At 60.8% G+C, this 22,644-nt stretch carries 18 protein-coding genes; 14 read left to right on the forward strand and 4 right to left on the reverse strand.

Annotated elements, in window-relative coordinates:
- Window positions 1-148 precede the first annotated feature (148 nt).
- From QMO80_RS01680 to QMO80_RS01720, 9 genes are all read left to right on the forward strand, one after another.
- On the forward strand, window positions 149-994 hold the full coding sequence (locus QMO80_RS01680) for a branched-chain amino acid ABC transporter permease (protein WP_283198626.1): 846 nt from the start codon (window positions 149-151) through the stop codon (window positions 992-994).
- Window positions 931-2,739 carry a branched-chain amino acid ABC transporter ATP-binding protein/permease gene (locus QMO80_RS01685; protein WP_283198627.1) on the forward strand — a complete coding sequence of 603 codons (1,809 nt, stop codon included), beginning with the start codon at window positions 931-933 and terminating at the stop codon, window positions 2,737-2,739. The genes QMO80_RS01680 and QMO80_RS01685 overlap by 64 nt, the downstream gene beginning before the upstream one ends.
- Window positions 2,729-3,436 carry an ABC transporter ATP-binding protein gene (locus tag QMO80_RS01690; RefSeq protein ID WP_283198628.1) on the forward strand — a complete coding sequence of 236 codons (708 nt, stop codon included), beginning with the start codon at window positions 2,729-2,731 and terminating at the stop codon, window positions 3,434-3,436. Before QMO80_RS01685 ends, QMO80_RS01690 begins: the two co-directional genes overlap by 11 nt.
- Window positions 3,426-4,004 carry a cupin domain-containing protein gene (locus QMO80_RS01695; protein ID WP_283198629.1) on the forward strand — a complete coding sequence of 193 codons (579 nt, stop codon included), beginning with the start codon at window positions 3,426-3,428 and terminating at the stop codon, window positions 4,002-4,004. The genes QMO80_RS01690 and QMO80_RS01695 overlap by 11 nt, the downstream gene beginning before the upstream one ends.
- 61 nt (window positions 4,005-4,065) lie before the next feature.
- A complete protein-coding gene (gene eno / locus QMO80_RS01700) occupies window positions 4,066-5,382 on the forward strand; it encodes a phosphopyruvate hydratase (RefSeq protein ID WP_283198630.1) in 1,317 nt (438 codons plus the stop codon).
- A 98-nt stretch (window positions 5,383-5,480) separates the two neighbouring features.
- Window positions 5,481-6,482: a VOC family protein gene (locus QMO80_RS01705; RefSeq protein WP_283198631.1), complete on the forward strand. Its 1,002-nt coding sequence runs from the start codon at window positions 5,481-5,483 to the stop codon at window positions 6,480-6,482.
- Window positions 6,483-6,565: 83 nt separating this feature from the next.
- Window positions 6,566-7,783 carry an amino acid ABC transporter substrate-binding protein gene (locus QMO80_RS01710; RefSeq protein ID WP_283198632.1) on the forward strand — a complete coding sequence of 406 codons (1,218 nt, stop codon included), beginning with the start codon at window positions 6,566-6,568 and terminating at the stop codon, window positions 7,781-7,783.
- 104 nt (window positions 7,784-7,887) lie between these two features.
- Entirely contained in the window at window positions 7,888-9,006 is a 1,119-nt protein-coding gene (locus QMO80_RS01715; protein ID WP_283198633.1) for an alcohol dehydrogenase catalytic domain-containing protein, read from the forward strand.
- Window positions 9,007-9,059: 53 nt separating this feature from the next.
- Window positions 9,060-9,611, forward strand: a complete 552-nt coding sequence (locus QMO80_RS01720; RefSeq protein WP_097667723.1) for an NADPH-dependent FMN reductase — start codon at window positions 9,060-9,062, stop codon at window positions 9,609-9,611.
- Window positions 9,612-9,716: 105 nt separating this feature from the next.
- On the opposite strand, the gene QMO80_RS01725 is transcribed toward QMO80_RS01720, so the two are convergent.
- The 4 genes from QMO80_RS01725 to QMO80_RS01740 form a co-directional block, all read right to left on the reverse strand.
- Window positions 9,717-10,712 (reverse strand): phosphotransferase family protein, encoded by a 996-nt coding sequence (locus QMO80_RS01725; protein WP_283198634.1) that lies wholly within the window; start codon window positions 10,710-10,712, stop codon window positions 9,717-9,719.
- Window positions 10,713-10,733: 21 nt separating this feature from the next.
- Entirely contained in the window at window positions 10,734-11,696 is a 963-nt protein-coding gene (locus QMO80_RS01730; protein ID WP_283198635.1) for a C-terminal binding protein, read from the reverse strand.
- A gap of 86 nt (window positions 11,697-11,782) precedes the next feature.
- A complete protein-coding gene (ppc, locus tag QMO80_RS01735) occupies window positions 11,783-14,536 on the reverse strand; it encodes a phosphoenolpyruvate carboxylase (RefSeq protein ID WP_283198636.1) in 2,754 nt (917 codons plus the stop codon).
- Between the two features lie 131 nt (window positions 14,537-14,667).
- On the reverse strand, window positions 14,668-15,582 hold the full coding sequence (locus QMO80_RS01740) for a LysR family transcriptional regulator (RefSeq protein ID WP_283198637.1): 915 nt from the start codon (window positions 15,580-15,582) through the stop codon (window positions 14,668-14,670).
- 106 nt (window positions 15,583-15,688) lie between these two features.
- Here QMO80_RS01740 and QMO80_RS01745 point away from each other — a divergent pair, with 106 nt between their 5' ends.
- The 5 genes from QMO80_RS01745 to QMO80_RS01765 all read left to right on the forward strand — a co-directional run bounded on the left by QMO80_RS01745 (window position 15,689) and on the right by QMO80_RS01765 (window position 22,476).
- Window positions 15,689-16,873 carry an acyl-CoA dehydrogenase gene (locus QMO80_RS01745; RefSeq protein ID WP_283198638.1) on the forward strand — a complete coding sequence of 395 codons (1,185 nt, stop codon included), beginning with the start codon at window positions 15,689-15,691 and terminating at the stop codon, window positions 16,871-16,873.
- 57 nt (window positions 16,874-16,930) lie between these two features.
- On the forward strand, window positions 16,931-17,818 hold the full coding sequence (locus tag QMO80_RS01750) for a 3-hydroxybutyryl-CoA dehydrogenase (RefSeq protein ID WP_283198639.1): 888 nt from the start codon (window positions 16,931-16,933) through the stop codon (window positions 17,816-17,818).
- 42 nt (window positions 17,819-17,860) lie between these two features.
- A complete protein-coding gene (locus tag QMO80_RS01755) occupies window positions 17,861-19,525 on the forward strand; it encodes an electron transfer flavoprotein-ubiquinone oxidoreductase (protein WP_283198640.1) in 1,665 nt (554 codons plus the stop codon).
- Between the two features lie 40 nt (window positions 19,526-19,565).
- Window positions 19,566-20,711, forward strand: a complete 1,146-nt coding sequence (locus QMO80_RS01760) for a CaiB/BaiF CoA-transferase family protein (protein WP_283198641.1) — start codon at window positions 19,566-19,568, stop codon at window positions 20,709-20,711.
- 361 nt (window positions 20,712-21,072) lie between these two features.
- Window positions 21,073-22,476, forward strand: coding sequence for an L-serine ammonia-lyase (locus QMO80_RS01765; RefSeq protein ID WP_283198642.1), 1,404 nt, complete (start codon window positions 21,073-21,075; stop codon window positions 22,474-22,476).
- Window positions 22,477-22,644 lie beyond the last annotated feature (168 nt).

Below are 22,644 nucleotides of genomic sequence, written 5' to 3' on the forward strand. Positions count from 1 at the left end.
TTAACTTCTTCAAAGCCGTTGACAGAAGGGTCGCCTTGTGGGACGAATGTCTGTGCAAACGTTAGCGCAAACGGGAGGAGGCATAACGTATGGATATCCTGGTGTTTCTGGTATCGATCATCACGTCCGCAGAGGGACGTAGATCCTGATGACCGTCGCTCTTTTCCTGCAATCTGCTGTCGGCGGCGTCCTGTTGGGCGGGATCTATGGCCTGCTGGCGATGGGTCTCAGCCTGAGCTGGGGCCTGTTGAAGCTTGTGAACCTCAGCCACTTCGCGCTGGCGTTCCTTGGCGCCTACCTGACCTATCAGCTCGGCACCGTCTATGGCGTTCCGGCATATTTGAGCGCTCTTCTGATCGCTCCGCTGTTCTTCGTGCTCGGCATTGCCCTGCACAGCGTGTTCGTGCGCTTCAAGGTGAAGGAATTCGCCTCTCTCCTGGTGACGTTCGGCGTCACGATCCTGATCGAGTCGCTGATCCAATGGATCTGGTCGGCCGACTTTCTTCGCTACGAAACGCCGTATGCGCAGAGCACCATCCGGCTCGGTCCGATCTTCGTGCCTGTATTGGATCTTTCCGCCTTTGCCTGCGCCGGCGTGCTTGCTGGAGCGGCCTGGTACGCGTTGAACAAGACCATGCTCGGCAAGGCGCTGCGTGCCGCCGCCCATGACGCTCCCGTGGCGTCGGCTTTCGGAATCAATTCCACCCGCGTGTCATACATTCTGGCCGGCCTTTGCTCGGCGACAGCAGGCATCGCGGGTGTCTTCATCGCCCTGATCGGAACTTTGGCGCCATCTCAAATCGAGGCCTGGATCGGAGTGGTATTTGCCGTCGCCATCATTGGAGGATTGGGCAGTCCCATCGGCGCGCTGGGTGCCGGAATGCTGATCGGCGTGGCCGAGAGCCTTACCATGTCCGTCGTGAACCCCGCTTGGGCGCCGCTCGTTGCATTCAGCGTGCTCATCGTCATCCTCCTGCGCAAACCGGTGATCTGACCATGAAAAAGCTCCTAATCGCAGCGCCTGTCGTGGCAGTCCTGGCCTCGCTGCCTTACCTGGGAATGGCGGACTACTACCTGTCCTACCTGTACATCATCTTCTTCTGGGTCGTGCTGGCAACGAGCTGGGGCATCCTGAGCGGCTACACCGGCTACTGGAGTTTCGGTCACGCCGCATTTTTCGGGATCGGCGTCTACACGACGGCCACGCTGGCGACGCAGCTGTCATGGCCCTTCGTCGCAACGATACCTGCGGCGGCACTGCTCGCGGCCGCGGTCGCCGTTCTGATCGGCTTGGTTGTCTTTCGCTCGGGGGGGCTACGCGGCGAATTCTTCGCGCTGCTGACGCTGTCCGTGACGTTTGTCATCGCGGCCATCGTGTCGAACACCGCGCTGGACTCGGGCACCGGCGTATTCCTCTCGGGGATCGAGATCCCGATGATCGGTGCAACGGCGTCCGGCTCCCTCTATATGTTCGGGCTTATCGCGGCTCTTGCCGCGCTGGCGACGTCCTATTTCATCTTTCACAGCAAATTCGGTCAGGGCCTGCTCGCAATCCACGACGATGAAGACGTTGCGGAGGTGAAAGGCGTTCCGACGTTCCGCTATAAGCTGATCTCGTTTGCGGTCTCATCGGCGCTTGCCGGCGCAATGGGTGCGATCCACGCCGTCTATGTCGGTTACGTCACGGTCGGCGAGACGTTTGCGGTGACCGTTCCTCTCTATGTCGTGCTCATGAGCATTCTTGGCGGAGCCCGCCATTGGGCTGGGCCTGCGATCGGCGCTGTCATGATCACCGTGCTGCAGAGCGCCATCGTCAGCGGCGCTCATGCGGAATTCGGTCGCGCCGGCGTTGCTCTTGCGCTGATCGTCGTCATCCTGGTGCTGCCGTCCGGCATCGTTCCCAGCCTTGTTCGCAGGTTTGCCGGCGGGCATAACGGAGCTGGCGCGGCGGCGGGGACTGCCGAGGCCGTTATGCAGTTTGCGCCTTCTGCTGCGGCGGGCTCCGGTCCTGTGCTTCTCAAATGCGAGGATGTCACAAAGTCCTTTGGCGGTATCCGCGCCTTGACCGGCGTGACCCTGGATGTCTGGCGGGGAGAAATCCTGGCCCTGGTCGGGCCGAACGGCTCCGGCAAGTCCACGCTGATCAATATGATCAGCGGCCACTACGCCATGACCTCCGGCAAGATCACGCTGGAAGGCGAGGAGATTTCCGGTCGATCACCGCATCTGATCGCGCAGCAGGGCGTGGCGCGCACCTACCAGATCCCACGCCTGTTCGATAACCTGACGGTCCTCGAAAACGTGCGGCTCTGTGCGAAGTTCGGCAGCGCGGATGGCATGGCGGGGGCCACGGTCGAGGCAGTCACCCGGGAGGCGCTCGCCTTCACCGGCCTGGTCGAAAAGGCCGACGTGCTTCCCGAAGCCTTGAACCTGCATGACCGAAAGTTCGTCGAATTCGCCCGAGCGCTGGCCGCAAAACCGCGACTACTCCTGCTCGACGAGGTGCTCTGCGGCTTGAATCCGGCCGAGGTCGACCACGCGGTCGAAATGATCAAGCGGATCAAGGCCGGCGGCACGACGATCATCTTCGTCGAACACCTCATGCGTGCGGTCGTCGCGCTGGCGGACCGTGTCGCGGTGCTGGATCAAGGCAAAGTTCTGGCGCTTGGGCATCCAGGCGAAACGATGCGGGATCCGGCTGTGGTCAGCGTATATCTGGGAGGCAGTCATGCTGCTTGAGGTCGATAAGATCGAGGTCGGCTATGGAGACGCGATCGCTCTGTGGGACCTGTCCATCAGTGTAAGGCCAGGCGAGATCGTTTCGGTCGTCGGCCCGAACGGGGCAGGGAAGAGTACGCTGGTAAACGCCATCGCCGGCATTCTTCGCCCGCACCGGGGAAAAATCGTTATCGAGGGCAACGACGTTTCCAAAGTGCCGAGCCATCGGGTCTGCGACTACGGCATCGCGGTGGTCCCGGAAGGGCGTCGTCTCTTCACGGCGATGACGGTCCTGGACAACCTGTTGCTCGGTGCGTACCGCTCGCGCGCTCGTGCGGAGCGCGATGCCACACTCGCTGAGGTGTTTCAGCTTTTCCCCGTTTTGAAAGAGCGCCAGGATTCGCTGGCGGGCTCCTTGTCGGGTGGGCAGCAGCAAATGGTTGCGATCGGCCGCGGCCTGATGGCCAAGCCGCGCGTGCTGCTCATGGACGAGCCGTCACTCGGGCTGTCGCCTCTGATCGTCGGGGAAATGTTCAAAATCATTCAGATGATCAATGAGCGGGGCGTCGCCGTGCTGCTGGTCGAGCAGAACGTGAACAAGGCGCTTGAAATTGCCCATCAGGCCTACGTGATCGAGCAAGGCCGCGTGACGGCCTCCGGAGCGCCCGAGGTTCTCATCAATGATCCGAGCATCAGGGAGGCGTATCTTGGTATCTGAAAATTCGAGCGGGAGAGTTCCCGCGCATATCAGGCGCGTCGTCACCAAGCACGGCAGTCAGGGTGTCGCCGGGTTCGCTGAGGACGGCGCCGTTCCGCGCACTGATATATTCAGAACGATCCCCGGACTGGTCTCGCGGATGGTCTGGTCGACTTCGGCTTCCACGAGGGTTCCATTCGACGGAACCGATCCAACGCCGCTGGTGACGAGTTTCGTTCCCGAGCCGGGCGAAACGCGCTTTCTAGTGCTAACGTTCCCACCGGATTCGGTTTTCATGTCTCCGGATTTCGATGGTCCGGCGGCGATGGCGGAGAACCTGGCGGTCAGTCCGGGTTTGGCCGAACGTTTCGAGCCGGATGGCAAACATCAAACGCCCACGGTCGACTACGGCATCGTTCTCGACGGCGAGGTCTGGATGGAGCTCGACGATGGCAACGAGACTCGCCTCGGACAGTTCGATGCCTTCGTCCAGAACGGAACGCGTCACGCCTGGCGAAACAAGAGCGACAGACCGGCAACCATCGCCGTGGTGCTGGTTGGTGCACGGACCGCCGATACGACGGATTAAGCTGACGGCCTGCGAGCGTCGATGATCCAAAATCTCAATCTGACTTATGGACCAATTGAACATGACCAACACCGAAATCCGAAAAGTTCAGGGCCGTCGCGTCTGGGATTCCCGTGGCAGGCCCACCGTCGAGGTAGAGATCGAGCTGGCGTCCGGCGCCATCGGCCGCGCCATTGCGCCTGCAGGCGCATCGACCGGTACCGGCGAAGCTCTCGATCTGCGCGACGGCGGCAGCGCCCTTGCCGGCTTGGGCATCAACAAGGCCCTGGCTGCCGTCAACGGCGAAATCGCCAAGTTGCTGGTTGGCCGTGACGCCAGGCTTCAAGCCGAGCTGGACCACGCCATCATCGAGCTGGACGGCACCCAGAACCGGAGCAGGCTGGGTGGGAATGCATCGGTTGCAACGTCGATGGCCCTGCTTCACGCCGCCGCGGCCGCGGCCGATCAACCGATCTGGCGGTATCTCGCGGGCTCCAGCAAGGGAATTACCATGCCGCTGCCGGAAATCCAGATTTTCGGCGGCGGAGCGCACGCAGCGCGCCGGGTCGACGTCCAGGATTTCATGATCATGTGCCCCGCCGCCTCGACTTTCTCGGAGGCTCTGGAATGGACCGCCGAGGTTTATCGCGCCGCGGGCGACATCATGAAGCGGGCCGGCAAGCTCCAGGGCGTGGCGGACGAGGGAGGCTACTGGCCGGCCTTCACCAGCAATGAAGAGGCTCTGGATGCCTTGGTGCGTTCGATCGAAGCTGCCGGTCTGAAGCCGGGCGGCGAAGTGGCGATATCGCTCGACATCGCGGCTTCCGAATTCGGCCGGGAAGGCAGGTATTCGCTGGCGCTGGAAGATCGGCAGCTCGATACGGCCAAGATGATCGACATGCTTGGCGGCTGGTTGAAGGCCTATCCGATCGTCTCGATCGAGGATCCGCTCGCCGAGGACGATCCTGATGGCTTCAAGGAATTTACCGCCCGCTACGGCTCCAGATGCCAGATCATCGGCGACGACTTCTTCGTGACGAACGCGGCGCGGGTAACCGAGGCGATCAGGGATAAAAGCGCCAATGCCGTTCTGATCAAGCCGAACCAGGCGGGCACGATCACCGAGACCTTCGAGGCGCTCTCCGTTGCCAAGAAGGCGGGTTTTCGGACGATCGTTTCGGCGAGATCAGGCGAGACGGAAGATGTGACGATCGCCCATCTCTCGGTCGGCTGGGACGCCAGGCAGCTCAAGGTCGGATCGTTCTCCCGCTCCGAGCGGATGGCCAAGTGGAACGAGGTTCTCCGGATCGAGGAGGCGCTTGGAAAAGAGGCTTCGTTCGCCGGGTGGACGGCGCTGGACTTGGCTGAAAAGCCAGCCGTCGTTGCCGCCGTCGGTTAGAATTTGGATGGGCCGGGTGCGGGTCTCGCGTAAAAACAGGCGTTGACAAAACACCCGGCCGTTTTATGCTAACGTTAGCAAAACTCAACGAGGATGACATGCTTCCGGCTGTTAATTTGAAACCTCCCTTCAACATCACGCGCTTCAGCCACGTCGTGCTCGAGGTCAATGATGTGGGACGCAGCCGGGATTTCTATGTCAATGTCGGCGGCCTCGTCGAAACGGAATTCGCTGATGGTGTCTCCTACCTCCGCGGACTGTCCGAGGCCTGCCACCACAGCCTCGTGCTCGCACCCGCCGGCGGCAAGCCGGCGTGCAGGCGGATCGGTTACAGGGTGTTCCTGGAGGAAGATCTCGACAAGGCCAAGGTCTTCTTCGAGGAGAAGGGGCTTCCGGCGGAATGGGTCGAAGTTCGAAACCAGGGGCGGACCTTGCTTGTCAGCGATCCCTCGGGGGCTCGCGTCGAGCTTTGCTCCAGCATGAGCGTCCATCCCCGCAAGTTTCTCCAGGTGCATGAACATCGCGGCGCCCGGGCCCAGGGCCTCGACCATTGCCAGATCATCGTCGCCGATCCGCTGGGTCTGAGCGCCTTTTACGGTGAACTCGGTTTCCGGACGTCGGAATATATCGCGGCGGGCGACGATCTCATTGCGAACTTCATGTATCGCAAAGGTGTCTGCCTCGACCTGGCCCTGGTGCCCGGCATCGGCCCGCAACTGCATCATTTTGCTTATACGGTTCCCGAAAGCAGCGACATCTTCGCCGTCTGCGACTTTGCCAGCCGTTACGGATATGGAGACAGCGTCGAGCGCGGGCCTGGCCGTCATGGCCCTTCGGGAGTCCTGTTCGTCTATCTGCGCGATCCGGATGGCCACCGGGTGGAGTTCTTCAACAATCACTACACCACGATAGATGCGGAATTGGAGCCCATTCGCTGGGACGCGGCATCTCTGAGCACCAATGTCCATTGGGGCATGCCGGCGGTCTCGAAATGGTTCTTCGAGGCCAGCGAATTTACGGGAGTACCGCTGGAGCGCCCCGAGAAAATGCCGAACCCGATGACGCTGGAACGCTACGCGGAAGGGCTGGCGAAGAGCTGAGACCTGCCGCCGGCGGGCAGGAGACCGACGCGCCGCGAGACCCGTGAGCGCGATGACATGCCGGAAGCACTTGGGAGGATGAAATGAGTGCGAATTCCATGAAACTGAACAGACGTGCATTTCTCGGCTCAGCCGCCGCCGCGGCGGCTTTCGGCGCGATGCCGAAGGTTTTCGCGCAAGGTGGGCCGATCCGCGTCGGCGGAACGCTGCCGTTGACAGGCCCGCTTGCCGGCGTCGGCGCAATCCATAAGCTCGCGGCAGAGGTGTTCGTCGAACAGATCAACACCAAAGGCGGTATTCTCGGACGGAAGGTGGAGTTCGTCCTTCTCGACGACCAATCGCTTCCCGCCAATGCGCGAACCCTTTACGAGCGCCTGGTGACGGCCGATAAGGTCGATCTGCTGATGGGGCCTTATGGCACCTCCTCGATTATCGCGGCAATGGGCGTTGCCGCGCGGTTCAAGAAGATGCTCATTCAGAGCAGCCTCGGCGACCCGAGCCTCGCGCCCTATCCGCTGCAGTTCCCGTCGCTTCCGATCGGGGCCGAGCCGCAATTGACCGACACCGAGGTCGTTCTCGATGCCTATGCAAGCCTGCCGACCCCTCCCAAGACGATCGCCTTCGTCACCAGCAAATTCCCGTCGGCGCTGACGATCGCCAAGGGCGGGCAGCAGGTCGCCGAGAAACGCGGCATCAAAAGCGTGCTGGACCTCGAATACGAATTCGGCACGAAGGATTTTGGCGCGATCGCAAACCGCATCAAGGCGGCTGATCCGGATCTGCTGTGGTCGGGTGCGATCGGCATGGAGGCCGTGCAGCTTCTCGATGCGATGAGCAGGATCGATTACCAGCCAAGGAACCAGTTCTACCTGTTCCCGGCGCCCGGCCCGACTGCGGCTCACCCGAAAGCGAATGGCCTGACCTCGCTGACCTGGTTCGAAGAGCACGAACCCTTTCTCAAAAATCATGGCGCCCAGGAGTTCGTCAGCGCCTATGACAGCAAGGCGAAGGCGTCAGGCTTCCCCTATCCGCGCGCCGAATATCAGGCTGCTGTCGAATATGCTGCGTGGCAGATCCTTGCGGCGGCAGCTGAAGGCGTGGGGAAGCTGGACGATGCCGCGATGGCTGCGTGGCTGCGCGCAAATCCTGTCGAGACGGTCGTCGGGACAAGGACTTTCGACGGCAAGTTCAATGCCGGGAAGCCATCGACAAAGGTCAAGCAAGTTCAAGGAAAGGATTGGGTGACTGTCTGGCCTGCGGACTTCCGACCGGCCGGCAAGGAGTTCCTGGCCGCCCTCTGACGAAACCGCTCGGCACTGCCGCGCACCTGTCTGAAACTGAAAAAATGCAATCGGTCGGGCACGGTTCGACCGATGTCCCTATGGAGGAGTAAATGGTTAAAACTATGATCGCCGCCCGGCTGCATGCTCTGCATCAGCCGATGTCGTTGGATGAGATTCCGGTTCCCGCGCCCCGGCCCAACGACGTCCTGGTGCAGGTCAGGGCCTGCGGCATCGTGCCCAACATGGCCAACGTCATCAACAATTGGCCGACCTGGTTTCCCCACCAGCCGCTGCCGAAGTTTCCGGCAGTGTTCGGCCTGGATCCGGCCGGGGTCGTCGCCGAAGTGGGCGAGGCGGTCACCAATGTCAAAATTGGCGATCGTGTCTATGTCAGTCCTCTCCGATCCTGTGGCTCCTGCAAAGCGTGCCGGTCAGGCAACCGCAGCCAATGCCGCTACTACACCTTGAACGGCTACTTCAGCACCAGCCGCGATGGTCAAAGAATCTTCGATCTTTATCCCTATGGCGGCTTCAGCCAGTACATGACCGCTCCGGAATATTCCCTCGTATGCCTGCCGGACAATCTCAGCTTCGAACAGGCCGGCCGCTTCGGCTATCTCGGCACATCCTACGGCGCCCTCAAGAATGCGCAGGCCGGACCCGGCCAGGTGTGCCTCATCGACGGGATTACCGGCACGCTCGGCGTCGCGGCCACCAAGCTCGCTCTCGCCATGGGCCTATCCAAAATTCTGGGCACCGGCAGAAACAAGGAATTGATGGACCGCATAAAAGCCATCGCTCCCGACCGCATCGATACGATCATGCTCGGCGAGGGCTCGACCGGAGAATGGGCAAAGGCCCAAACCGGCGGCGAGGGGGTGGATTTCGTCATCAGCGCGCTGGGCGCGAGAGCTCCTGCTGCCACCGTGGTCGATTCCATGCGCGGCGTTCGTCGAGGCGGCCGTGTGGTTGTGGTTGGCGGCGTCGCGGAAGATGTTCCTGTTGATGTGAAGTGGCTGATGGACGAGCAGGTTCAGCTCATCGGCTCCAACTGGTTCAGCGCTGCCCAGGGGCAGGAAATGGCCGACATGGTCCGCACCGGTGCGCTCGACCTCTCCTATCTCGAGCATAAGGTCTATCCGCTCGAGCGGGTGAACGAAGCCATCTCCGGCATCGGCGAACGCGATGGCGGCTTCAGCAACTACGTGGTCGTTCCGCCGGTTCCCGCCGTCTGGCAATAACAATCACCGGCGCCGGCTGCGGCCGGCGCCTCCCTCACGCGAGAAGAGAGAACATGTCCAAGAAAGATATCGCGGTCCTGGTCGGGAGCCTTCGTCAGGCTTCGATCAACCTGAAATTCGCCCGTGCCATGCAGAAAGTGGCGCCTGACGGGCTGAACCTGGAAATCGTGCCGATCGGCGATCTCCCGCTCTATAACCAGGACCTGGAAACCGAGACACCGCCGGTGGAATGGACGTCCTTCCGCGAGCGCATCAAGGCTTGCGATGGCGCAATCTTCGTAACGCCGGAATATAATAGATCCGTGCCGGCGGCATTGAAGAATGCGATCGAAGTCGGCTCTCGGCCGTTCGGGAAAAGCGTGTGGGATCACAAGCCCGGCGCGGTGACCGGCGCTTCTCCCGGTCTCATCGGCGGCGCAGCGGCAGCACTTCAGCTCCGGGTTATCCTGACCAACATCAACGTGCCGACTATGCCCCAGCCTGAAGTTTACCTCAGCACGGCCGACAAATTGGTGGGCGACCATGGGATATTCCTCAACGAAGGAACCCAGAAGTTCATCGAGAGCTTCCTGGTTGCGTTCGAAAGCTGGGTCGCCCGATTCTGAGCCGCAGCAGAGCAAGACTTCATCCGCCACCGCGAACACAGCGCGGTGGCTTTTTCTTTTTAATCTGCAAGGAAAAGCGTACTGCTCCGGAAAAGCCTGGGTTCCTTACGGAAACCAGGCCTGCGCCACGTCAGCGAGCTTTTGCGGAGGCGACGCGATCAATGGAATAGCAGCCTTGCGGACCGCCTCGCGCTGACATTCATCGGTTATGTATTCGACGGGCGATTTGCCATCGACCCGGGCGAGGAAGAGGGCGGGGAGCAGGCTTGCGGCCCGGGCCTCGAGAGCGTCCCGATCTTCCCAATCGACCTGATCCATGTAGGCTGCCGTCAGAGCCGCGAATGACGATGCGAGCTCGGATGCCGCCTTTTCGGCAACGATCTTCTTCAGCAGCAGATGGTTCAGGCAGAAGGCCAGGTCGAAAGCCGGATCGCCGAACCAGGCGCATTCGGCATCGAGGAACACAGGGCCGTTCCTGCCCAGCAGGATGTTCTTCGGGCTGACGTCGCCGTGGACCAGCGCCAGCTTTGTTTCGGCCGTGCACTGAACCAGCTCGGCCAGGCGATCGCTAACGAAAGGATGTTTGGCGGCAGTCGCCACCAGGTAGGGCTCCAGCCGAAGCGCAAAGAAGTTCGATCCGGAGTCAAATTTTTCCGGCAACCCCGGTGTGCGGGCACTGACGGAATGGATCTGTCCAATCCGCTGGCCAATGACCTCTGCCGCCTTTCGGTCGACGCTCCCATGAAGCAGGTTGGTCTTCCAGAGCGGGTAGTCGTCGCTCGGAAGAAACTCCATTGCGAAAACACCAGACGGCCCGTCGTGCGCGAGAGGCTTCGGAACGGCGGAAGGGAAATGCTCGGCCACGAAGGAGATCCAGTTCCATTCGTATAGATTTCTCGACACCGGCGCCTGCCAATCGGCGGATACTTTAAGCTTGGCAAGTGCGCGTTTCACGCAGATAAGCCGGCCGGGAAGCTCCACGCGGTAGATATCTGAAGAAACGCCACCCGTCAGGGGCTTATAGATCGCTTCCTCGGAAGCGCTCTTCAGGCCGCTCTTCAGCAGGAAATCGTCGAAAATCGTGGTCTCGGCTGCAGACATGAATTCAGTGTCCTTGCGGCATTAGCGGCGGGGGCTGTTGCGGGCTTGTTCGGGCATCTCTCCGCAGAGAACCCTGACGACCTCTTCTGCTGCCCGGCGGCGCAGCTCGATCAGCGAGGCATCCGAGGAGAAGGCGACATGCGGCGTGATCATCGCGCCCGGGTGAGCAATCAGCTCCGGGGGAACGCGTGGCTCATCCTCGAGCACATCGAGGCCGACACCGCTCAGAATGCCGGCGGCCAAGCCCTCGATCACGGCGGCGGTATCCACGACGCCGCCTCGGCTGACGTTGATCAGCAGGCTTCCACGCCGCATCTTCGAGATGGCGTCCCTGTTGATCAGATGACGCGTCGCAGGCGAAAGCGGCGCATGGACAATGACGATATCGCTCTTGCTGAGAAGCGTATCGAAGTCGGCAAGCTCCACGTTATCAGGCACGTTCGAGGCATGGGGATCGTGCGCCGTCACGCGGCATCCCAGCGCCTGCATCTTTGCCGCCGTCGCACGGCCGATGCGACCGAAGCCGACGATGCCGCAGGTCAGCTCCGAAAGCCTGCGGAGATTTGCCGAAGCCGGGTCCCAGCGTCCATCTCGAACCTCGCGATCGAAGTGGATCAGGCCCCGGGCCCAGGCAATTGCAAAACCGACGGCGTGGTCGGACACTTCCGTGACGCAATAGTCAGGCACATTCGTGACCCATATCCCGCGCTCAGTTGCTGCATCGACGGCAATATTATCCAGGCCGACTCCGAGACGCGCGACGATCTTGAGATTGGGAGATGCAGCGATCGCTCTCTCGCTGACCTGAGCCCAGCAGGTCAGGATGGCGTCCGGCCGATGTTCCGCAGCCAAGGCGTCGATCTCGGCAGAGGGCGAGGGCTCGGCGGGGCCGCTGACCAGGGTGAATCCGGCCCGCTCGATCACCTCGCGCTCCACCTTGTCATCCGGCCAGGCGTAGTCCGTCAAGAGCACGGTCCGTGTCATGATTTCCTCCCAGTTTGTGCAAACGTTAGCGCAATATTTTCGCCAAGGTCAAGAAAAATAGGTTCGCCATCCGCATTGGCGGCTCGTTACCCGCTGTTTCGTAGCCCGGCGGCAATTCCATTGATGGTGAGATGCAGCGCCTCCTCCGTGTCCTGATCTCGTTCTCCGGCGCGGTGGCGGCGAAGAAGGTCGATCTGCATGTGGTTCAGCGGATCGAGGCATGGAAAGCGATGATGGATCGATTGCTTCAGCGCCGGATTATTCTCCAGGAGCGAGGCCTGATCCGTTATGCCGAACAGTGCGGCCGTCGTCGCTTCCCATTCGTCTTTTATGCGTGTGAAGATTTTCTCATGGGCGGATGCGTCGGGGGCGAGGTCGACATACCGCGCCGCGATCGCCATGTTGGTTTTGGCCAGCACCATCTCCATGTTCGCGATCAGCGTCTGGAAGAAAGGCCAGTCCCGATGCATCCTTTGAAGGGTTTGCAATCCGTCGGGATGTCTGGTCAGCCACTGTCCGATGGCCGAGCCAAATCCAAACCAGCCCGGCAGCATGATCCGGCTTTGCGACCAGCCGAACACCCACGGTATTGCGCGAAGATCTTCGATGCGGCGGGACGAGCTGCGTGAGGCCGGCCGGCTGCCAATATTCAGTTTTGCGATTTCGCCAATGATCGTGGCTTCCCAGAAGAACCGCTCGAATCCGTCGGTCTCGTAAACCAAAGATCGATAGGCGCCAAAAGCGAGCTCGGACAGCTCCTCCATGGCGCCGAGATATTCGGGATCCGGCTCTTGTGCGTCGGAAGGCAGCAAAGACGCTTCCAGCGTCGCGGCGATCAGCAGTTCCAGATTTCGGCGGCCGAGTGCCGGATTGGAATATTTCGCTGCAATGACTTCGCCTTGTTCCGTCAGCCGGATCGATCCGGCAACCGCGCCGGGTGGCAGGGCGGTGATGGCCTCATAGCTCGGACCGCCGCCGCGCCCCACGGAGCCACCGCGGCCGTGAAACAGGCTGAGGCGAATGCCCTTACGCTCGAAAAGCCGAATGAAGGCCACCTCCGCCTTATAGAGCTCCCATCCCGACGTCAGATAACCGCCGTCCTTGTTGCTGTCGGAATAGCCGAGCATGATTTCCTGTTTGCCGCCGAGTGCCTTCAAGTATGTGCGATATGCTTCGATGGCCAAAACCGTTTGCATGACGTCATGCGAGTTTCGAAGATCCGAGATCGTCTCGAAAAGCGGTATGATGTTGACCGACGCCGCTTCAGGCTCATCGGGCCGGAACAGTCCCACTTCGCGGAACAGGATCATGACCTCCAGAAGGTCGGAAGGGCTTGCCGCCTTCGAGATGATGTAATTCGGGATGCTGGCGCGGCCATAATGCTTATGGGCCTCGGCGGCTTCACGGAGGACGGAAAGCTCCGACATCGTCTCGGCCGAATAGGTCTTGAGCGGTGTAACCAGCAGCTGGGAAGAGCGGAGTTCCTCAGTGAGCAAGCGGATCCTGTCGCTCTCGGCGAGCGCTTCATAGCCTGTGCCGGGGCGCACATTCTCGAAAAGCTCATGAATAACCCGCTGATGAACCTCGGAATTCTGTCGCAGATCGAGGCTGACGAGATGAAAGCCGAAGACGTCTACGGCGCGTTGGAGGCTGCGCAGTTTTCCAGCGGCGATCTTTTCTGCGCCATTGGCTATCAGAGATTTGCTGATCGTCGCCAGGTCTGCGGCGAATTCTCCGGGGCGCCGGTAGCGGGGGGCGGCCGCTACAGGTTCGCGAACGAGCTCCGTACTGCCGAATTTACGGGCCGTGGCCGCCAGGCGAGCATAGATACCCGAAATCGCCAGGCGATATGGCTCGTGCCGGCGCTGCTCCGACCTATCGGGAGAGACGGTCGCGAGGCGCTGAAGGTCCCGCGAGACCTTCACATACCGATCATCCAAGGAAAGTTCGGCGCCAAGGCTGTGCAGCTCGCCGAGATAGAACGAGAAAACTCTCTCACTCTGCAGCCGGAGCGCCTCCCTCAGGGTCTCGCCGTTGACATAGGGATTGCCATCCCTGTCGCCGCCGATCCACGAACCCATGCGCAGGAATGGCGGCAGCGCGTCATGACCGAAGCTCCAGGGTGAGGCTCGAAGCTGATTTTCGAGAACTCCGTAAACTTCCGGGATGACGCGGAAAATCGTGCTGTCGTAATAAGATAAGCCATTGAGGATTTCGTCCACGACCTGCAGCCGCCGCCCTCGCAGGCTGTTCGTTTGCCAAAGCGTCGTCGTCGCCCGTTCCAAATCCTCCCGATAACGATCCGCCTCCTGCGCCGTCAGGCCGGTCTGGTCGAGCCGGCTCAAGCATCGGGCAAGCTCCTGCTCGATGTCGATAACGCTCTTCCGCCGGACCTCGGTGGGATGCGCCGTGAAAACGGGCGAGACGACCGCTTCAAACAGTAGCTTGCGGATATCCTCCGACTCTACGCCGGCGGCAGCGAGAACCGAAAGTGATCTGGCAATCGTTCCCGGCATGGCAGGTTCGCCATCGGCGATGCCGAAGCGCTGCACTCTGGCCTGATGAGCGTCTTCGGCGATGTTTACGAGCTGAGAGAACTGGCTGAACGCGCGGATCACGCGCTTGAGGGTGCGGGGAGGCATGTCTGCGCAGAAGGGGGCGAGTTCGCCGTTCAGGCGTGGGCTGGTCTTTCTGCGGCCGGTTACCGAGAGGGCGCGGACGCGTTCTACGGTCTCCCGGATCTCCCTGCCGTCGCTTGCTTCAATGGCTTCGCACAAAAGGCGGCCGAGCAGCCGAACATCCTTCACCAGGGCCCTGGCCGTGAGGCGCCTTCCCGGCATGCCTGTTTTTCTCACTTGAAGATCCACATGTGCATTCCTTATGCTAACGTTAGCATAAAACTGGCAGGATTTGGCCGAAGAGTCAAGAATGCTTGCAGTCGAGCAGGAGCGAACGGTCGAATAGCCCCGGGTTAGCCGGCAGCGCCTTGCTGGTAACGCGCGACCTCTTCCAAGAGCCATGCGCGGAACGCCACGACAGGGCGGAAGTCCTTCCTGCTGAGCGGCGCGACCGCATAATAGGCGCTGGGGCTTTTGACCTGATGCGGAAAGGCTTGAACGAGCTGGCCATTCGCAAGCTCGGAATCGATGAGGAAAAGCGGCATCAAAGCGAGCCCCAGCCCGGCAATGCAGGCTTGGGCCACGCTGCTGAACTGTTCGAACCGCATCGCCTGCGACGGGGCGCCGCTGACCTGGAGGCTTTCGAAAAAATGGCTCCAGGCTCCAGGCCGCGATGCCATCTGCAGAAGCGGAAGGCGAAGCAGATCTTCAGCTTTCTGGACGGGATGCGAACTCAGAAAAGACGGGGAGGCGACCGGCGCCACCATCTCCTCCATGAGAAATGTGCTTTCCGCACCCGGCCAGTCGGGCTGGCCGATATGGATCGCCATATCGATGTCGTCGCGGTCGAAATCGAACAGCCCTATGCGCGTCGCGAAGTTCAGAGTGATCTCCGGATGTCTGGCGACAAATTGCGGGATGCGCGGCATCAGCCAGCGGGTGCCGAATGTTGGCAAGATGGCGAGATTGAGTTGATCGTTATGCTGTTTGGTCATGGCATGCAGCGAAGCGGAGCGGATTTCCGCCAGAGCGCTGGCAATAGCCCGTGCATAATCGGTGCCGGCCTCCGTGAGAATGACACCGCGGCTGGTGCGCTCGAACAGCAAAACGCCCAGCTGTTCTTCCAGCGCGGCAATCTGCCGGCTGATGGCGCCCTGCGTCAAGGAAAGCTCCTCAGCCGCCGCGGAGAAGGTGCTCAGCCGCGCGACGGAATCGAAAGCCGCGAGTGCGGAGGTCGAGGGAAGCAGTCTTCGCGAGAGGTTTGCCATAGGCTATTACTATAGCTCATAGGGCGATGAGTAAACCTCGCTTTCCCGGTCGCGGAAAAACGGTTCTAATTCCAACCAATCGAATTGCAAAAACCTTAACGGGAGGATGACGATCTTGGCCTTTTCCTGGAATGACCCCTTTCTGCTCGATGATCAGTTGACCGAAGATGAACGGATGATCCGCGAGTCCGCTGCGGCTTTCGCAGAATCCGAACTCTTGCCGCGCATCCAGGAGGCCTATCTCGAAGAAGCGACCGATCCGGAGCTGTTCAGGTTGATGGGGCAGACCGGCCTTCTCGGTGTGACGCTGCCGGAAGAATACGGGGCCGCGAACGCATCCTATGTCGCTTATGGCCTCGTCGCTCGCGAGGTCGAGCGTATCGACTCCGGATATCGTTCGATGATGAGCGTGCAGTCCTCGCTGGTCATTTACCCGATTTTTGCTTACGGCTCCGATGAGCAGAAGAAAAAGTATCTGCCCGGTCTCGTGTCGGGTGAGCTGATCGGCTGTTTCGGCCTGACCGAGCCAGACGCCGGCTCCGATCCCGGCGGTATGAAGACCCGCGCCGAAAAAATCGAGGGCGGCTACCGATTGCGCGGCTCGAAGATGTGGATCTCGAACTCGCCGATTGCCGATGTCTTCGTCGTCTGGGCAAAGTCGGAAGCCCACAACAACGAAATACGCGGCTTCGTTCTCGAAAAAGGCATGAAGGGACTTTCGGCCCCGAAGATCGGCGGGAAGCTTTCACTGCGTGCCTCGATCACGGGCGAAATCGTGATGGACAGCGTCGAAGTCACCGAGGATGCGCTCCTGCCCGGCGTTTCCGGCCTCAAGGGGCCGTTCGGCTGTCTCAACCGCGCCCGCTACGGCATCTCCTGGGGCGTCATGGGAGCGGCCGAGGACTGCTGGTTCCGCGCTCGTCAATATGGTCTGGACCGCAAGCAGTTCGGCAAACCGCTTGCAGGCATGCAGCTCTATCAAAAGAAGCTCGCCGATATGATGACCGAGATCACGCTCGGACTGCAGGGTTCGCTTCGGGTTGGCCGCCTGATGGATGAGCACAAGATGGCCCCGGAAATGGTGTCGCTCATCAAGCGCAACAACTGCGGGAAGGCGCTGGATATTGCGCGGCAGGCCCGGGATATGCATGGCGGCAATGGTATTCAGATCGAATACCATGTCATGCGCCACGCGCAGAACCTGGAAACGGTCAACACATATGAGGGCACCCACGATGTGCATGCTCTGATCCTTGGGCGGGCCCAGACGAGCCTCCAGGCATTCTTCTAATCCCCATAGTCTGTTCGGCGCAGATCGTCTTTCACCTCCGGATCAACGAGAGGCAGCATGCCTATAGCGAATAAGATTTCTACCGTCGCCGTCATCGGCGCCGGTCAGATGGGGACCGGGATCGCGGAAGTCGTGGCTAAACATGGGTATGAGGCCTTGGTTTACGATCTCGATAAAAGTCGAATCCGCTCGGGCATCGAGGCGAGTGCCGGATATTTCGAACGTCAGGTCGAAACCGGCAAAATGCCGAGGGAGGCGGCTGAACAGGCAATCTCCCGAATAAAGGGAGCGTTTTCCCTCTCGGATCTGGCGAGCGCCGATTTGGTCATCGAAGCCGTAAGCGAGAATGAAGCCATCAAAAGGAAGGTGTTTACGGATGTCTGCACTGCCCTGAAGTCCGACGCGATCCTGGCGACGAATACATCGTCGCTCTCGATAACGCGGCTTGCCGCGTCGACCGACAGACCCCATCGTTTTATAGGGATACACTTCATGAATCCCGTACCGGTTATGAAACTTGTGGAACTGGTTCGCGGTATCGGAACGGATCCGGAAACCTTCGTCACAGCCAAGGATTTCGCGCAATCCATCGGCAAGACCGTCACCGTCTCCGAGGATTTTCCGGCTTTCATCGTAAACCGCGTCCTCATCCCCATGATCAATGAAGCGATCTACACCCTGTATGAGGGTGTCGGAAATGTGGAAGCCATAGACACCGGCATGAAGCTCGGCGCCAATCATCCGATGGGGCCGCTCGAACTCGCCGACTTCATCGGTTTGGACACATGCCTGTCCATCATGCAGGTCCTTCACGAAGGGCTGGCTGACAGCAAATACCGGCCGTGCCCGCTGCTGGTCAAATATGTTGAGGCCGGCTGGCTCGGCCGCAAGGCGCAACGGGGGTTCTACGACTACAGCTACACGCCGGCTCGGCCAACGCGCTGATCCCCATCTCACTCCAACTTCGAGATTTGTCAGGCATTTATCATGACGGAAGAACACGCAGACGATAGCCGCGAGAGCATGGAATTCGACGTTGTGATCGTCGGCGGTGGTCCGGCGGGTCTTTCAGCGGCGATCGGGCTGAAGCAGGTCAATCCGGAACTGTCGGTCGTCGTCCTGGAGAAGGGGGCCGAGGTCGGCGCCCATATCCTGTCGGGCGCTGTGGTCGATCCTATTGGCATCGACCGGCTGCTGCCCGGCTGGCGCGAGGATGGCGATCATCCCTTCAAGACCGAGGTCACCGCGGACCACTTCCTGCTGCTCGGTCCGGCCGGCTCGATCCGCCTGCCGAATTTTTTGATGCCGCCGCTGATGAACAATCACGGCAACTACATCGTATCGCTTGGGCTTGTCTGTCGCTGGCTGGCCGGCAAGGCCGAAGAGCTCGGCGTCGAGATCTATCCGGGCTTTGCCGCAACCGAAGTGCTCTACGATGATAAGGGAGCGGTGATCGGGGTTGCCACCGGCGACATGGGCATCGAGAAGAACGGCGAGCCCGGCCCGAACTATACCCGCGGCATGGAACTGCTCGGCAAATATGTGCTGATCGGCGAGGGCGTGCGCGGCTCGCTCGCCAAGCAGCTGATCGCCAAGTTCGATCTGCAGAAGGATCGCGAGCCGCAGAAATTCGGCATCGGCATCAAGGAACTCTGGCAGGTCAAGCCGGAGAACCACAGGCCGGGCCTGGTGCAGCATTCCTTCGGCTGGCCGCTCGGCATGAAGACCGGCGGCGGCTCCTTCCTCTATCATCTCGAAGACAATCTGGTCGCGGTCGGCTTCGTCGTCCACCTGAATTACAAGAACCCCTATCTCTATCCCTTCGAGGAGTTCCAGCGCTTCAAGACGCATCCTGCCATTCGCGGCACCTTCGAGGGCGGCAAGCGGCTGTCCTATGGCGCCCGGGCCATCACCGAGGGCGGCTACCAGTCGGTGCCGAAGCTCTCCTTCCCCGGCGGGGCGCTGATCGGCTGTTCGGCCGGTCTCGTCAACGTTCCCCGTATCAAGGGCAGCCACAATGCGGTGCTGTCGGGCATGCTGGCGGCCGAGAAGATCGCCGCCGCCATCGAGGCCGGCCGCAGCCATGACGAGGTGGTCGAGATCGAGAATGAATGGCGCCAGGGCGACATCGGCAAGGATCTCGAGCGGGTCAGGAACGTCAAGCCGCTCTGGTCGAAGTTCGGCACGGCGCTCGGCGTGGCGCTCGGCGGTCTCGACATGTGGACCAACACCCTGTTCGGCTTCTCCTTCTTCGGCACGCTGGGTCACGGCAAGACCGATGCGCAGTCGCTGGAGCCGGCCTCGCAGCACAAGCCGATCGCTTATCCGAAGCCGGATGGCGTTTTGACCTTCGACCGCCTGTCCTCGGTGTTCCTGTCGAACACCAATCACGAGGAGGACCAGCCGGTGCATCTGCAGGTCAAGGACATGGGCCTGCAGAAGCGTTCGGAGCACGACATCTATGCCGGCCCGTCGACGCGCTACTGTCCGGCCGGGGTCTACGAATGGGTGGAGAAGGACGGTCAGGACACCTTCGTCATCAACGCCCAAAACTGCGTGCACTGCAAGACCTGCGACATCAAGGACCCCAACCAGAACATCAACTGGGTGCCGCCGCAGGGCGGTGAGGGGCCGGTCTATCCGAACATGTGAGAGGGATCGGCGGGCTTGGCAATGAATCAGGGAGTTACCGATGCAATTTCCGCTTGAAGGCGTTCGGGTCGTGGAACTGGCGCGCATCCTCGCCGGTCCGTGGGCTGGGCAGACACTTGCCGACCTCGGAGCAACCGTCATCAAGGTGGAAAGCCCGGAGGGCGACGATACGCGCCGCTGGGGGCCACCCTTCATTGCCGATGGCGATGAAGTCGCTGCCGCCTACTTCCACAGCTGCAATCGCGGAAAACTGAGCATCACGGCGGATTTCAACTCGGCGGAAGACGTCGAAAAACTTCGGGCCCTGATCGCCAACGCGGACGTCGTCATCGAGAACTTCAAGGTAGGCGGGCTAAAGAAGTTCGGCCTCGACTTCGACAGTCTGAAGGCGATCAACCCAAGACTGATCTATTGCTCGATTACCGGCTTTGGCCAAACCGGCCCATATGCCGGGCGTGCAGGTTATGATTTCATCATCCAGGGCATGGCGGGCATCATGGATTTGACCGGTGAACCTGATCGGGAGCCGCAGAAAATCGGCGTCGCGTTCGCCGATATCTTCACAGGACTCTATTCGGTCATCGCTATCCAAGCCGCTCTAATTCTCAGAAATACGACAGGTGAGGGACAGTTCATAGATATGGCACTTCTGGACAGCGCGGTGGGTGTGCTGGCCAACCAGGCAATGAACTTCCTGGCCTCGGGAAAGGCGCCGACGAGACTTGGCAATGCGCATCCCAACATCGCGCCATATCAAGTATTCCCGGTGTCTGACGGCAATATCATTATCGCCTGCGGGAACGACGCTCAGTTTGCACGGCTATGCGATATCCTCCGGCTATCCGCTGTGGCAGATGACGTCCGTTTCAAGTCGAATGCGGAAAGAGTTCGCCATCGAGAGGAGCTGAGATCGGTCATGGAAGCACAGACGAAGCTTTTCAAGCGGACGGATCTGCTAGCCGACTTGGCGCGCGTGGGCATTCCCGCCGGCCCCATCAACACCGTCGAAGACGTGTTTGCCGACCCGCAAGTCGCGCACCGAAAGATGGCCGTGGAAAATGAAGGGATAGCGGGCATCCGTACACCAATCATTTTCTCAGGGCAGGCGCTCTCCTCGCACCGCAAGTCGCCCAGGCTTGGTGAGCACAATGGCAAGGTACATCAAGACTGGACCTTACTGGACTGACGTTTTAAGCCGGCATTTTCGACATCGACGGCAATGAGAGGCCGCGCCGAAACTGCGCGTTTGAAAAGCGGTCGCAGAAGGCTCTCTGATCCGGGCTGACCGAAAACCGCGCCGCTTCTGCCGAGCTTTCGTCTGAGCCTTTGCTCAGGGGACATCTTCGTGGCACGATGATCGTCTCTTGCAGTGATGCGACGATGTTCGTAACAATCGGTTGCCGCATCGCTGCGTTGCGCGGGTTTTGTCTGTGTCATCCCAGTGTGCAGTCGGAATGTCGCACCGACTCTATGCGATGTCGGTTTGCCGCTTGGATCAGAAACCGGCGGCGTCTAAATTTGCATTCCGGTGATCAGAAGGCGCATCCATGTTTCTCTCGGTATTCGACGTGTTCAAGATCGGTGTCGGGCCGTCGAGTTCGCACACGATGGGTCCGATGTCGGCTGCCAACCGGTTTCTCGATCTGATTCTGTCGAATGAATGGCCACGCCCGTCATCGGGCGCGCAGGTCGCCGCGATCAAGGTCAGCCTCCATGGTTCGCTCGCCCATACCGGCATCGGCCATGGAACGGGCAGGGCCGTCATCCTCGGGCTGATGGGCGAAGCGCCCGACAGCGTCGATCCCGACAAGATGGACGGCATCATCGATACGGTCGAGCGCACCGGCCGCATCGCGCCGGCGGGACATCCGGCCTACCAATTCCAGCCGAAAACCGACCTGGTTTTCGACAAGAAGCAGCCGCTGCCCGGCCATGCCAACGGCATGATCTTTTCCGCTTATGACCGTGACGGCCGGCTGCTCCTGAAACGCATCTATTATTCGGTCGGCGGCGGCTTCGTCGTCACCGACACCGAGCTGGAGCAGATGCGGGCGAAGAAGAACGCGGCCGGTGGCACGCGCGTGCCCTATCCCTTCGCGACCGCCAGGCAGATGCTCGACATGGCGGAGCGCTCGGGGCTTTCGATTGCGCAGATGAAGCGGGCGAACGAGGAGAGCCAGCGCTCGCGCGAGGAGCTCGATCAGGGGCTCGACCGCATCTGGGAGGCAATGCGCTCCTGCATCGAGCGCGGCCTCAAGGTCGAGGGCGTCATGCCTGGTGGTCTCAACGTCAAGCGCCGCGCCCGCAGGATCCACGACAAACTGCAGGAGGAGTGGCGCAGCAATCGCGTCAATCCGCTGCTCGCCAATGATTGGCTCAGCGTCTATGCGATGGCCGTCAACGAGGAAAATGCAGCCGGCGGCCGCGTCGTCACCGCGCCGACGAATGGGGCGGCCGGCGTCATTCCGGCGACAATCCGCTATTACGAGCATTTCCACGAGGACTGGGACCAGGACGGCATCCGCGATTATCTGCTGACAGCCGCGGCGATCGGCGGCATCATCAAGCACAATGCCTCGATCTCAGGCGCCGAGGTCGGCTGTCAGGGCGAGGTCGGCTCGGCCGCGGCAATGGCGGCTGCCGGCCTTGCCGCCGTCATGGGCGGCACGCCGGAGCAGATCGAGAACGCCGCCGAGATCGCGCTCGAACATCATCTCGGCATGACCTGCGATCCGGTGGCGGGCCTGGTGCAGGTTCCCTGCATCGAGCGCAACGCGCTCGGCGCCGTCAAGGCCGTCACCGCGGCATCGCTCGCGGTCAAGGGTGACGGCCAGCATTTCGTGCCGCTTGACGCCTGTATCGAGACGATGCGCCAGACCGGCCACGACATGAGCGAGAAATACAAGGAAACCTCGACGGGCGGCCTTGCCGTCAATGTCGTCGAGTGCTGAGCTTGTAATGCCTGCTTAGGTATGAGCTTTCAGGGGGTACCCCGTTTCCCGGCAGGTCACAGTGCCGGCGTGCAGCGTAATTGAAGAGGGGGCTGTGTCGTTGAGACATACCCCCTCGCGTGAAGCATCTTTACACGGTCAGTTTATTCAACCATTCAGCCGTCGTAC

Source organism: Rhizobium sp. BT03, assembly GCF_030053155.1.
Lineage (GTDB): Bacteria > Pseudomonadota > Alphaproteobacteria > Rhizobiales > Rhizobiaceae > Rhizobium.